General features: G+C 63.9%; 10 protein-coding genes. 4 read left to right on the forward strand and 6 right to left on the reverse strand.

The annotated features are described in order from the left end of the window. Positions 1-117 precede the first annotated feature (117 nt). Together KQ661_RS20850 and KQ661_RS20855 are read right to left on the reverse strand one after the other, a co-directional pair. Positions 118-1,521 carry an MBL fold metallo-hydrolase RNA specificity domain-containing protein gene (locus KQ661_RS20850; RefSeq protein ID WP_216728038.1) on the reverse strand — a complete coding sequence of 468 codons (1,404 nt, stop codon included), beginning with the start codon at positions 1,519-1,521 and terminating at the stop codon, positions 118-120. 289 nt (positions 1,522-1,810) lie between these two features. After that, the gene (locus KQ661_RS20855) at positions 1,811-2,152 is read right to left on the reverse strand and encodes a thioredoxin family protein (protein ID WP_216690898.1); all 342 of its coding nucleotides are present in this window, start codon (positions 2,150-2,152) and stop codon (positions 1,811-1,813) included. 399 nt (positions 2,153-2,551) lie between these two features. On the opposite strand from KQ661_RS20855, the gene KQ661_RS20860 reads away from it, so the two are divergent. The 4 genes from KQ661_RS20860 to KQ661_RS20875 all read left to right on the forward strand — a co-directional run bounded on the left by KQ661_RS20860 (position 2,552) and on the right by KQ661_RS20875 (position 6,181). Further along, entirely contained in the window at positions 2,552-4,162 is a 1,611-nt protein-coding gene (locus KQ661_RS20860) for a sensor histidine kinase (RefSeq protein ID WP_235727355.1), read from the forward strand. 65 nt (positions 4,163-4,227) lie between these two features. Further along, positions 4,228-5,286 carry a response regulator gene (locus KQ661_RS20865; protein WP_216728039.1) on the forward strand — a complete coding sequence of 353 codons (1,059 nt, stop codon included), beginning with the start codon at positions 4,228-4,230 and terminating at the stop codon, positions 5,284-5,286. 177 nt (positions 5,287-5,463) lie between these two features. Then, the gene (locus KQ661_RS20870) at positions 5,464-5,727 is read left to right on the forward strand and encodes a hypothetical protein (RefSeq protein ID WP_216690896.1); all 264 of its coding nucleotides are present in this window, start codon (positions 5,464-5,466) and stop codon (positions 5,725-5,727) included. Positions 5,728-5,782: 55 nt separating this feature from the next. Continuing rightward, positions 5,783-6,181: a hypothetical protein gene (locus KQ661_RS20875; RefSeq protein WP_216727018.1), complete on the forward strand. Its 399-nt coding sequence runs from the start codon at positions 5,783-5,785 to the stop codon at positions 6,179-6,181. 436 nt (positions 6,182-6,617) lie between these two features. Here KQ661_RS20875 and KQ661_RS20880 read toward each other — a convergent pair whose 3' ends face one another. The 4 genes from KQ661_RS20880 to KQ661_RS20895 all read right to left on the reverse strand — a co-directional run bounded on the left by KQ661_RS20880 (position 6,618) and on the right by KQ661_RS20895 (position 13,358). Next, a complete protein-coding gene (locus KQ661_RS20880; RefSeq protein ID WP_216728040.1) occupies positions 6,618-7,688 on the reverse strand; it encodes a chemotaxis protein CheB in 1,071 nt (356 codons plus the stop codon). 596 nt (positions 7,689-8,284) lie between these two features. After that, positions 8,285-9,598, reverse strand: a complete 1,314-nt coding sequence (gene nhaA / locus KQ661_RS20885; RefSeq protein WP_216728041.1) for a Na+/H+ antiporter NhaA — start codon at positions 9,596-9,598, stop codon at positions 8,285-8,287. A gap of 63 nt (positions 9,599-9,661) precedes the next feature. Then, positions 9,662-12,292 (reverse strand): cation-translocating P-type ATPase, encoded by a 2,631-nt coding sequence (locus tag KQ661_RS20890; RefSeq protein WP_216728042.1) that lies wholly within the window; start codon positions 12,290-12,292, stop codon positions 9,662-9,664. Between the two features lie 241 nt (positions 12,293-12,533). Then, the gene (locus KQ661_RS20895; RefSeq protein ID WP_216690891.1) at positions 12,534-13,358 is read right to left on the reverse strand and encodes a universal stress protein; all 825 of its coding nucleotides are present in this window, start codon (positions 13,356-13,358) and stop codon (positions 12,534-12,536) included. Positions 13,359-13,362: the final 4 nt, after the last annotated feature.

Raw genomic sequence — 13,362 nt, forward strand, 5'->3', positions numbered from 1 at the left:
GCCCGGCGGCGGCCCCGGCGCTGGTGGTGGCTGGGCGAATAAGGAGTTTTCCCGAGAAGCTATTTGAGTTGATAAAACGCTCATGCTGAACGGCTGGCGAATTGCTGAACAGTCTGATTAAATACCTTCGAACAGCACTTTCCGGTCCAGGTAGTCGGGCACTTCCACGTTGGGCCAGCCGTGGGCTTCGCGCAGGGTTTGGGCCAGGGCCTCGGCGGGCACAGGCTCGCCGTGCACGATGAACGTGCGCTTGGGCGGGGCCTGGAACTGGCCGAGCCAGCGCAGCAGCTCCGAGCGGTCGGCGTGGGCCGAGAAGCCCTGGAGCTGCTTCACCTGGCAGCGCACGGGCACCATTTCACCGAACATTTTGATTTCCGTTTCGCCGTTTTGCAGGCGGCGGCCCCGGGTGCCCTCGGCCTGGTAGCCCACGAGCAGCAGCGTATCCTGGGGCCGGGGCAGGCGGTTGAACAGGTGGTGAATAATGCGCCCGCCAGTAAGCATGCCGCTGGAGGAAACGATGATAGCCGGCCCGGTTTTCGCGTTCAGCCCCTTCGACTCGCGGGCTTCGGTAACAAAGCGCACGCCCGGAAAGTCGAACACGTTGCCGTGCCCGAGGCGATGGGCGGCCGGGTGGCGCGGGTACAGGTCCGACACCCGGATGCCCATCGGGCTGTCCACGTACACGGGCACTTGGGGCAGGCGGCCTTCGGCAATAAGCTTTTTGAGGTAGTAGAGCAGCGTTTGGGTGCGGCCCACGGCGAAGGCGGCAATGAGCAGTACGCCGCCCCGGGCCAAGGCCTCGGTCACCACCTGCACCAGCTCGGCCTCGGGGTCTTCGATGCGGGCGTCGCGGTCGCCGTAGGTAGATTCCACCAGCAGCACATCGGCGCTGGCAATGGACGTGGGGTCGAAGAGCACCGGGTTGTCGTAGCGGCCCAGGTCGCCGGAAAATACCAGCTTCTTACGCTGCTGCGCGCCCTGCACTTCCAGCTCCACAATGGCCGAGCCGAGGATGTGGCCGGCATCGCGGAAGGTGAGCGTGAGCAGGCCGCCGAGCAGGGCCACTGGGGCATCGTAGGCCACGGTTTCCACCAGCGGCAGCATGTGCTCCACGTCGGTCTGGGTATAGAGCGGCTCGGCGGGGTGGTGCTTGGAATAGCCTTTTTTATTGGCGTACGCGGCTTCTTCTTCCTGGAGCTTGGCCGAATCGAGAAGCATGATGCTGAGCAGGTCGGCGGTGGCCTCGGTGCACAGAATACGGCCCCGAAAGCCGTCGCGCACCAGCTTGGGCAGGTAGCCGCTGTGGTCGATGTGGGCGTGCGTGAGGATGACCAGCTCCACGTCGGCCGGCGTCAGTGGCAGGGGCTCGCGGTTGCGCAGGCGCAGCTCTTTAAGCCCCTGAAACAGGCCGCAGTCCACCATCAGCTGGTGCGGCCGGGTGGCGCGGTCGTCGAGCGCGACCAGGTATTTGGAGCCGGTGACGCAGTGCGCGGCCCCCAGAAATTGTAGGGTAACATCCATAGAATTAACAGAAGAGCCGGCCCGAATAAAGCCCGACACAAGAGTACCGAAATTCCCGCCCCGCCGCCTTGACGAAAGTCACCCCGAGAGCCTGACCTTGGACAGGAAAGTGGCGGCCGCCTGGCCTTGTACTCCGCGAACCGGACTAACCGAGCGGGGTGTAGCTGCTGGTTTCTCGGTGCGGGTTGGTTCTCGTTTTATAAAAGCAGCTCACAGGCGTTAAACCAGAAGCCAGCAACGAGAAACCGTAACCAAAGCCCCAGCCGCACCAGTCACTGCGCGACATCAGCTACCCCCCGGCCTCGGCCAGCTTACTTAGCAGCAAGGCGGCCATGGGGGCACCTTCGGGCAGACCCTGCTGCCGCCACAGCTCCGCGCCGTCGCGCAGCAGTACGAAGGCGGGCACGCCCCGGCCATCGAAGGCGTGTACCACGGCGGGATGGCTGCCCTCATCCACTTTCAGCACGTGAATAGCGGTACCGAGCTGGAGTTGCAAGCCTTTCAGCAGCTGATTGGTAGTGGTGCGGGCGAGGGGACTTTCCTGCCGGTTGCCGGGGCCCACGGTGGGCAGCAGCACGAGCAACATGGCCGCGTGGGCGGGCAACAACGGAACAATAGCAGAAGAAAACATGGGCCGAGGAAAAGTAAGCTGCACCTTAGTGCTACAGGATAACTGATGTTACGCAGCCGGGTCGTTCTACTGTTCGCCTCACCCCCTAGCCCCCTCTCCGAAAAGGAGAGGGGGACTACTACTAGTCCTATAATCTGATATAAATCACTGATTTTTAGATTTATAAATCAGAAATAGTTCCCCCTCTCCTTTTCGGAGAGGGGGCTAGGGGGTGAGGCGAACGTGAGGAGCGAAGCTTGCTGCATAAAATCAGAGGGTAAGTAGCCGCAAAATTACCCGAGGATTCCGCTGGGCCGTATGATGGATATCAGGGAGCTGGGGTGACGTTTGTCAAGCCCGGTAGCATAAGCCCGCGCGTACCTGCCGCCCCCGGGCCTCCGCGCGGCTCATTTTGTAATTATGCCCATGCTTCCAGGTGCCTACACGGACGTGGTGGCCGAGTTACTATATACCCATTCTGAGGAGATGGCCGGCATTTACGACCTGGACCTGCGCTGGTTCACGCACGTAAACCCGGCCGGCGTACACCTGCTCGGCTATCCTTCGGAGGAAGCCCTGCTCGCCGACCCCAACCACTCGCTGCGCACGCCGCCCTGGACGCCCGAGCAGTGGCTGCGCCTGTGCGAAATTACCCGCCGCGAGGGCCACCACGAGCTCGAAGCCGACATTCGCCGCCATATCGGCGAGCCATTTCGGGCCTATGTCAAGCTGACGTATTTTGAGCTCAACGGCCGGGCCCTGTTTCTGGTCAACCTCACCGAGCACAGCCGGCTGCAACAGGCCGAGCGCGCCCTGGCCCACAGCGTGCGCCGCTTCGAGGCCGTGTTTACCAACGCCACGCTGGGCATCATCGTCTGCGACCAGCCGGGTCGCATGGTGTCGGTGAATGCGCGGGCCGGGCAGCTGTTCGGCTACTGCCCGACCGAGCTGCTGGGCCAGCAAATTGAAGTGCTGGTGCCCGATGCCGCCGGCCAGCACCACGCGCAGCTGCGCGCCTCCTACAACGCCGACCCGCAGGTGCGCAACATGGGCCACAACCGCCCGCTGGCCGGCCAGCGCCGCGACGGCTCCACTTTTCCCGTCGAGGCTAGCCTGAGCTACTTTTACCTCGACGAGGAGCTTTACGTGGTCGCCTACATCCTGGACCTCACCGCCAAGCAGGCCACCGAGCAGGAGCTGCACACCCAGCACCAGCGCGTGGCCCGCCTCAACGCCGAGCTGGAGCAAAAGGTCATCAACCGCACCAACGCCCTGATGCTCACGCTGGAGCAGCTAGAGAAGCGCGGCGACGAGCTGGCCCTGGCCCTGCAGGCCGAGCAGGAGCTAGGCGAGCTGAAATCGCGCTTCGTGAGCATGGCCTCGCACGAGTTCCGCACGCCCCTCACCGCCGTGCTCACCTCCGCCGATTTGATTGCCGAGTTTCCCGGCGGCCACCAGCAGGCCCAGCGCCTAAAGTACGTGGCCCACATCCGCACCTCGGTGCAGCACCTGAACACCATTCTGGAGGAATTCCTGTCGGTGGGCCGCATCGAGGAAGGCAAAATTGAGGCCCACCCCGGCAACCTGAACCTGACCAGCCTGGTGCACGACACGGTGGCCGACGTGCAAAGCCTGCTCAAAGCCGGCCAGGTCATCGACTGGCAGGTCGTGTGCCCCGTCCCGGTGTGGCTGGATGCGTCGCTGTTGCGCAAAATCCTGATGAATCTGCTCTCCAATTCCCTCAAGTACTCGGGCCAAAACTCGGTTATTACGGTGCGGGCCGGCTGCCAGCCCAAGCAGCTCACGATAACCGTGCAGGACCAGGGCGTGGGCATTTCGCAGGAAGACCAGGCGCACCTGTTCGAGCAGTTTTTTCGGGCTCCCAGCGTCGTCAGCGAGCCCGGCACCGGCCTGGGCCTCTACATCATCGCCAAATACGTGGAGCTGATGGGTGGCACCATCGACCTGCACAGCATCCTCGGCGAGGGCACGTTGGTCACCATCAGGCTGCCCCTCTCCACGCCCGATTAAGGGCGGTGAGGCCACCCGTTGAACAAGCCCCAAAACCGTCCCTTCCACCCTTCACCTCCCCTTTCATGCTCACCATTCTACTCATTGAAGACCATCAAATCATCCGGGAAAACACGGCGCAGCTACTGGAGCTGGCCGGCTACACCATGCAAACGGCCGAAAACGGGGAGGTGGGCGTGCAGCTGGCCCTGCGCGACCGCCCCGACCTGGTTATCTGCGACATCATGATGCCTGTGCTCGACGGCTACGGGGTGCTCCAGATTTTCAACCAGCACCCACAGCTCACCGGCATCCCGTTCATCTTCCTCACCGCCAAAACCGACCGGGCCGACCGCCGGCGCGGCATGGCCCTGGGGGCCGACGACTACCTGAGCAAACCCTTCGAAAAAGCAGATTTGCTCAGCGCCGTGAGCGGGCGGCTCAGCCGCTTTCAGCACCTGAAGCCGGAACCGAACCCCAACGACGAGCGCCTGCACCAGTTTCTGGACGAAGCACAGCAGGCCGGCGACCTGGCCAGCCTCTCGCTGGACCGCAAGCCCCACCTGATTCGCAAAAAACAGGACATTTACCTCGAAGGCGACGAATCGACCCGGCTCTACTACGTGCAGAGCGGCCGGGTGAAAACCGTGAAAACTACCGATGCCGGCAAGGAGCTGATTGTGGGCCTCTACGGCCCCGGCGAATTTTTCGGCTACCTGCCGCTGTTGCAGCACACCCACCACTGCGACTCGGCTATTGCCGTGGACGAGGCCGAGCTGCTCTACATTCCGAAGGATGATTTCATGGCGCTGCTGCTGCGCAACCCCGACGTGGGCCAGCAGTTTGTGCGCCTGCTGGCCGGCCAGGTGAGCGGGCAGGCCGAGCAGCTGCTGGCCCTGGCCTACAGCTCCATCCGCCGGCGGGTGGCCGATACGCTGGTGCAGCTGCACGAGCAGCAGGCCGGCACCGAAGCCGCCGACGCGGGCATTCAGCTCACCCGCGACGACATGGCCGCCATGGTGGGCACCGCCCCCGAGTCGCTGAGCCGCACGCTGAACGAGTTCAAGCAAGCCGGCCTGATTGCGTTGAGCCCGAACACCATCCGAGTGCTGGAACCCGAAAAGCTGCGCCGGGCCCATTGGTAGGCCACGGCACCGCGCGGCGCGGGCGGCAGTTCCCACTTTCGTTGACAAAGCTCATCCTTTGGGGATGAGCTTTTGCATTTCCGGGGCCTGGTGGGGCCGGTACTTTTGATACAGCCAGCCCCGGAGCAGTCCGGGCGGTGTCAACTGAATTTTATTCGTTTTACCCCCCCCTCCACCATGTCAAAGCCCCCCATCAATCCCGATAGCAAACAACCCGTGCTGCCCCGCCAGTCAACGCGCAGCGCCAAAGGCATTCCGGCCGGCGAGGGCCTCTCGAAAGCCAGCGTGAAAACCATTCCCGACCTGGAGGCGCTGGCCGATACGCTGGACCTGAGCCAGGAGTACACCGACGGCCCCGACGAGCCCGGCGCCAACGCCCCCCTAACCCACCCCAACCGCAACCTCGACAAGCCCGACAACGACCACCAGCCCTACGCCTAGGCCCGTTTCGGGCGGGGTCCCGCAATTCCCATTCTCACCTTTTCCTTTTTTAATCATGGCTACTAAAGCGAAGAACGAACACCACCGGACGCAGGCCCAGGTGGCCAACGACGGCAGCGATGCCCCCACCGATGCCAACGTGCACGGCGCGGGCGTGCAGCAGCAAGGCGCGCAAAAGCTAACCAAAGCCGCAAGCAGCGAAGGCCACCACGGCGGCAACCATGGCAACGACGTGAACGACGATGGCCAGCCGGCCTACACCGCCAAAGGCAGCAGCAACAAAGGCACACAGCTCAGCGCCGAGCAGCGCAACAGCGGCGGCGGCTCCGACCAGGAGCGGAAGAATCAACCCAAGAACACCACGGCCTACAACACCGATAACACCGGGGGCAATGCTTCCCCCAGCTCCGCCAACGACGGCGGCAAAATCGGCGATGCCGACAACCCAATATAACCGGCCGCCCCGCAGCGTAGCAAAAGGCTTCTCAGCAACCGCCGGGGAGCCTTTTTTTGCGTATTGTCGTAGCTGGGTTGGTTCATTAGGCCGGACAGGGTTCGAAAGGGAGGATTAGAGAAGTAGCACGTAATCAGGCAGTAAGTAGTCGGTCATAAGTAATCGGTAGTCAGACAGAAGTCAATTGACTGATATTTAAATAGCTGAAATCTGATTACTGACTACCTACTTAACCAGCGCAAAGGTTGGTAAGGTGCGAAGCAGGACTGCGGAAACCCACGGGCCGCACCTGGCGGGCAGCCAGGCAATGCAAGACGCGGTGGGCCCCGGCCAAAACGCGGGGGCGGGCCGGCTGCCATGGCCCCCGGCCTGGCACAGCCAACGTGCATTTACCGGTATTCCCGACCCTCTGGGTACGGGCGTGATGCCGGTCTGGTCAGGAAATGGGCCGCTTGTTTTGCCGGAACTGCAGGTCCCCGCTCAGGGCTTCCTGTGTGAGGATGGATTGGTGCACAATGCGGGCCTGCAGGCCGGTTTCATCGGCTTTGCGAAAAAATAGCTCGGCTACTTCCGTTTGCTGATTTTCGGTGAAGTGCATGCCCAGGTTGTGGAGTAGCATCTTGGTTTCTTCGAGCCCGCGCATGGCCTGGTAGAGCAGGCTTTCGACCGAGGCGGTGACTTCGCTGAGCAGAGAGCTGACCGTGTAGGCGTGGCCCGTGTGGCAGCGGTAGCGAATCAGATTTCCCTCAATTAGTTGGGTGAGGGCGCCGTGGCAGTCCGGGCAGGTGAAGGGCGTGAGCAGGCCCTTCTCGATGATGCCCAGCTCGAAGCCCCCGCCCTGCTTGGCAATGGTGAGCTCGATTTTGAGCAGGTCGAGCTGCTCGGCGGGCAGGTGCGGCCGGGCAGGTGCGGGTTCCCGCGTCAGCCGCACCAGCAAGGCCCCGAGTTCGGCCAGGGGAGTCACGTAATCGGCTTCGACGAACTGGAGCGCATTGGTCGGCATGGCCGGCTGCTCGGCGTCGTTCGGGTCCTGCACAATGGCTACCCCGCCCATGCGCTGCACGCTCCACAGGCCGGAGGTGCCGTCGTCGAGGTAGCCCGTGAGCACCACGCCCAGCACGCGGGGCCCAAACGTGTAGGCCGCCGAGCGAAACAACGCGTCGATGGACGGCCGGAAGCGGTTTTCCTTCGGTCCCCGCGTCACCAGCACCTTGTCGTCTTCGAGCAGCAGGTGGTGGTCGGGCGGAGCCACGTAGATGACGCCAAGCTCCACGGTTTCGCCATTCCGGGGGTGCCGGGCCTCCAGGGCCGACACGGAGCTGAGCAGCTGGGGCAGAATACTCGGCGAATCCGGGGCTACGTGCTGCACGATGAAAATGGGGGCCGGAAAGTCGGCCGGCAGGATTTTGGCCAGCGCCAGCAAGGCCGTGACGCCGCCAGCTGAGGCACCAATGACCACGATATCCCGGAAATGTGGCCGGGGTTTGCGGCGAATAGCAGTGTCCATGGGCTTCATTGTGTGGTGAGGGTGCCCGGCAGATTCAGTACAAGGGCTACGCGCACTGCCGCCGGGCCCGTTTTATCTGGCAATAATCATGTCTTTTAACGACCAGCCAATGGCTAGAACATCATTTCTGGACTGGTCATCAATCTTGTGCTTACACAACGCCGTCAACAATCGACTTGATACCAGCTGTGCCTCCGAGGCGTTCAAAAAGGATATTAGTCATGGCTAATAAGTCTAAAAGTGACGTCGGGCAGCCTGGAAATCGCTAAAACCGAATGAATATCAAACAACTGCCTTGCCTGGCTCAATTATTCAAACTTACGGGCGGTGGTTCCGGCATTGGTTGACAAAGCTTATCCCCGGGGCATGAGCTTTGTCAACCAATGCCGTTCGCGCCGGGGCGCTGCCGCCGCGTAGCGCGGGCGGCCATCGACAAAGCCCATGCCCCGGGGATGAGCTTTGGGAACTAACCAGTTGCTGGGCGCTCATTGCCGGCTGCTATTTATGCGCTGATAATCAGCTAAAAAATAGCAGCCGGCAACAGAAAAGCCGCCTCAACAGCAGTTGCGCAGCAACAGGTGAAGAGCAACTCCGGATTACGCTGGCGCGGTTAGCGTACGCCGCAGCAGCGCGTAGCCCAGCCCACTGGCGCAGACGGAGGCCACCAGCACCGCCAGCTTGGCCGTGTCGATATCGGGCGAGCGGGGGTCCAGGGCCAGCAAGGTGATGAAAATGGACATGGTGAAGCCAATGCCGGCCAGCACGCCCACGGCCCATATCTGCGACCAGCCCACGCCGGCCGGCAGCTTGGCCCACCCCAAACGCACCGTGAGCCAGCACACGGCCCCAACGCCCAGGGGCTTGCCCACCAGCAGCCCCACCACAATGCCCAGGCCCAGCGGCGAGAGCAGCCCGCGCACGGCCGCCGGTGCAATTACCAGGCTGCTATTGGCGAAGGCAAACAGGGGGATGACCACGAAGGCGACCACAACGTAGAGCTGGTCCTCCAGGCGTTGGGCCGGCGAGCTGCTGCTGCGGCCCAGCGCCTCCAGCTCCGCCCCGATGCCGTGCGGGTCGGCGCTTTTGTGTTGCGTTCGGTCCTGCAGCCGGCCTAGCTGCCGGTGCAGCCGCTCCAGCATTTCGGGGCGCGGGCAGGCGTCGCGGAAGGGAATGGCCACCGCCAGCAGCACCCCGGCCAGCGTGGTATGAATGCCCGATTCGAGCATGAAGTACGTGAGCAGCAGCCCCAGCGGCAGGTAGGCCCACAAACTACTTACGCGCAGGTAGTTGAAAGCCAGCAGCAAAGCCCAGGTACCGATGGCAAGGTACAGGTAGTTCAGGTACAGGGTTTTGGTGTAGAAAGCGGCAATAATGGCCATGGCCCCCATATCATCGACCACAGCCAGGGCTGTGAGAAACACCTTGAGGCCCAGCGGTACGCGCGGCCCCAATAGCTGCAGCACGGCCAGCGCAAAGGCAATGTCGGTGGCCATGGGAATGCCCCAGCCGCTGGCCGTAGGCGTGCCGTGGTTGAAGAGTGTGAAGAGCAGCGCCGGCACCACCATGCCCCCCAGCGCCCCGGCCAGCGGCAGGGCCGCCTGGTGCAGCGTGGCGAGCCCGCCCCCCAGCACTTCACGCTTGATTTCCAGGCCGACCATCAGAAAAAACAGGGTCATCAGCCCATCGTTTATCCAGTCCAGCAGCGAGTGGTCGAGCACAAGATGGTGCACCGTAATGCGCAGGTGCTGGTGCCACACCGCCGGGAAGTGCTGGCACAGCCCCCAGCTGATGTTGGCCAGCACCAGGGCCAGCACCGCGCTGGCCAGCAGCAACAGGCAGCTGGCGGCCTTGAGGTGGAAGAACTGGGCGAAAGGCCGCACCAGGGGGCGCATGAATCGGACAATGGCCATGGCGGTAGGGTGAAGGAGTACAAGCCGTCGGCCTGTTGGCCGGGCAGGCGAAACAGGCCGTGCTCAGGTAGCACGACGAGGTAATAACGCGACACTTTTATCCTTAAGTTGCAGCATCACATCACTCCCACGCCGCCGAATGATGAGCTTCTGGATTTCCACCACCCAGAACACCACGCTGGCCACGGCCACCGTGATGCCCAGCTCGGCCACGGTGAGCGGCTGGGTGCTGAACAGCTCGTTGCAGAAGGGTACGTACAAGATAGTGAGGTGCAGGCCCACGGTGAGCACCACCGACCCCAGCATGGCCTTGTTGGAAAACAGACCGAGGGTGAAAATGGACTCGCGCCGCGAGCGAATGACCAGCGCCATGCCCAGCTGGCTGAAGCAGAGCACGGTGAAGGCCATCGTTTGCCAGTGCGGCAGGCCCCGGTGAATGGACCAGGCCTGCATGCCGATGGTGAGGCCGCCCACCAGCAGCCCGATACCCAGAATAAACCAGCCCAGGCCATCGGAGAAAATGGTCTGGCGCGGGTCGATGGGCGGGCGCTGCATGCTGTTCTTTTCCGACGGCTCGTAGGCCAGGGCCAGGCCGGGCAGGCCGTCGGTTATCAGGTTAATCCACAGAATGTGAATGGCCAGCAACGGCACGGGCAAGCCGAAAAACGGCGCGCAGAACAGGGCAATGATTTCCCCCGCGCTGCCGGCCAGAATGTAGCGGATGAACTTGAGGATGTTGGCGTAGATGCGCCGCCCGTGCCGCACCGCCTCCACGATGGTCGCAAAGTCGTCGTCGAGCAGAATCATGGCTGCCGCCTCCTTGGCCACCTCCGTGCCGTGCAGGCCCATGGCAATGCCGATATCGGCGTTTTTGAGGGCCGGGGCGTCGTTCACGCCGTCGCCGGTCATGGCCACGAACTGGTGCCGGGCCTGCAGCGCACCGATGATGCGGAGCTTCTGCGCCGGGTCGACACGGGCGTACACCCGCACTTTTTCCACCAGGGCGGCAAAGGCGGGCTCATCCAGCGCCGCCAGCTCGGGGCCGGTGAGCACCAGCTCTTCATCGGAAGAAATGATGCCCAGCTGCTCGGCAATGGCCTTGGCCGTGAGCTTGTGGTCGCCGGTAATCATGACGGCAATAATGCCGGCCGTTTTGCACTCGGCCACGGCCTGGCGGGCTTCCTCGCGGGGCGGGTCCATCAGGCTGGCGAAGCCGAGGAAGGTGAGGCCGGTTTCCACGGCGGCCGGGGCGAGGTCGACGGGCATTACGGGTAGTACTTTGGCCCCGTAGGCCAGCACCCGGTAGCCCTGGGCGGCCATTTCGTCCACGCGCCGGGTGAGGTCGATAATACTGGCCTGCTGGCTGCCGGCTAGCTGCTTGTACAGCGCCCCCGCCGCGCCTTTGGTAAGCACCAGCACGCCCGCCGGGGTTTGGTGCAGCGTGGTCATGCACCGGCGCTCCGAGTCGAAGGGCAGCTCGGCCAGGCGCGGAAACTGCTGCTCCAGCGCCGGGCGGGTATAGTCATGGGCGGCGGCATACCGGGCCAGGGCGACTTCGGTCGAGTCACCCAGCCATTGGTTTTCGGGGTCGCAGGTAGCATCGGTGTTCAGGGCCAGGGCCGTGAGCAGGGCGTTGCGGTCGGCCAGGCCGGGCAGGGTCACGGCGGGCACTTCGTAGAGGTGCTGCACCGTCATCTGGTTCAGGGTGAGGGTGCCGGTTTTATCGGTGCAGATGTAGGTGACCGAGCCCAGCGTTTCCACGGCCGGCAGCTTGCGGATGAGGGCGTGGCTCTGCATGAGCCGGCCCGCGCCCAGCGCCAGCGACACGGTAACCAGCGCCGGCAACGCCTCGGGCAGGGCCGCGATGGCCAGCGAGATGGACACCAGCAGCAGGTTTTCCCAAGGCTCGCCCCGCAGCCAGCCCACGCCAAAAAACAGCCCGCCCACCACCAGCGCCGCCACCGACAGGCGCTTGCCCAGCGTGCCCAGCCGCTTTTGCAGCGGCGTCACCACTTCGGCGGTCTGAATGAGGGCGGCAATCTTGCCCAGCTCGGTGCCCATGCCGGTGCCCACCACGTAGGCCGTGGCCCGGCCGTTGGTCACAGCCGTGCCCTTGTAGCCCAGGTTCAACCGGTCGCCGAGGGGGTAGTCGCCGGGCGGCAGCGCATCGGGCGTTTTCTCCACGTCACCGGATTCGCCGGTCAGCGACGACTCGTCCACTTTCAGGGCGTGGGTTTCCAGGAAGCGCACATCGGCCGGAATCACGTTGCCGGCTTCGAGCAGCACCACATCGCCGGGCACCAGGTCGGCGGTGAGCACTTGCTGCGGCTGGCCGTCGCGCAGCACCTGGGCGTGGCTGGCGGCCATCTTTTGCAGGGCCTCCATGGCCTTATCGGCCCGGTATTCCTGCACAAACCCGATGACGGCGTTCAGCACCACAATGGCCAGAATGACGTAGGCCGACTTGGCTTCGCCGATGAGCACCGACACCCCGGCGGCGGCCAGCAGCACCAGAATCATCACGTCGGCCAGCTGGTGCAGCACCAGCTGCCAAAGCGTTTTCTGCTTGGTGTCGGCCAGCCGGTTGGGACCGTACTCGGCCAGGCGCTGCCCGGCCGTGGTCGCGTCGAGGCCGGCCGGCGAGGTAGTCAGCGCGGCAGCCACGTCGGTCACGGGGGTCAGGCAGTAGTCCATAGGAAGATGTTAAGTTGAATTTGCCCGAATGCCCGCCGGGGCGCGAAGCGGAAGCCGCGCGAGGCAAAAAGGAAGCCGTGCCCGGCACCCGTATGCTCCGGTCCGACCGCCTGGGGCGGTCGGACCGGAGCATACGGGTGCCGGGCACAAGAATTTAATTAACAAGACTGTGCCTCATTATCACCCAGGCTTCGTTGCCGGGCCCTGGCGGCCTGGCGGGTTAGTTCTTCTACGTGCAGCGTCAGGCAATGGTGGGGAGCACCAGCACCGGCACCGGGCTGTGCAGCAGCACTTCAGCCGTCACGCTTTGGTGAAACAGCTGCCCCCAGAAGCTGCGGGGCCGCGCCAGCAGCACCACCAGGTCTGTGTCGCCGGCCTGGGCAGCGTGCAGAATGCCGTCGGCCGGGCGGGCCGCCGCCACGCGCCGGAAGCGCATCGGCACCGGCAAATCAACGCCCAGCCCGGTGCGCCGCACCGACGCCATTACCTCGTCCTCCGAAATATCGGCGGCGGCATCAGGTGCTACGTGCAGCACCGTCAGCTCCACGCCCAAGGTGCGCGACAGGTAGCGCATAACCCCGGCGTGCGGGCCGATGGTGAAGTCCTCCCCATCAACGGCCAGCAGCACACGCCGGGGCAAGGTGCTGCTGGCCAGTGTGTGCGGCACAATGAGCATGGGGTACAGTGCCGTGCGCAGCAGGTCGAGCGCGGTGGTTTGCACCAGCTCGTCGGGCGTGGCCGAATAGTCGGGCCGGCCCAGCACCACCAGCAGCGGATGGTGCCGGCTCACGGCATCGGCTACGGCAAAGGCCACGCGGCCGTGCCCAATTTCGGTCACTACCGGCACGGCCAGGTCATCGGTTACCCGGCTCAGGGCCATTGCCGTAGCCTGCTTGCTCAGGTCGGACAGCTCGCCGGTGAACATCTCCGGGTCGAGAATGGAGTCGCGGCGCACGTGCAGCAGCACCAGCCGGGCCCCAAGCGGCCGGGCCAGGTTGGTGGCGTAGTCGAACGCCTTGTTGGCGGCCCGAAAAAAGTCGGTGAGAATCAACAGGGAAGGCGTCATGGGG

It is taken from the genome of Hymenobacter siberiensis, assembly GCF_018967845.1.
GTDB lineage: Bacteria > Bacteroidota > Bacteroidia > Cytophagales > Hymenobacteraceae > Hymenobacter > Hymenobacter siberiensis.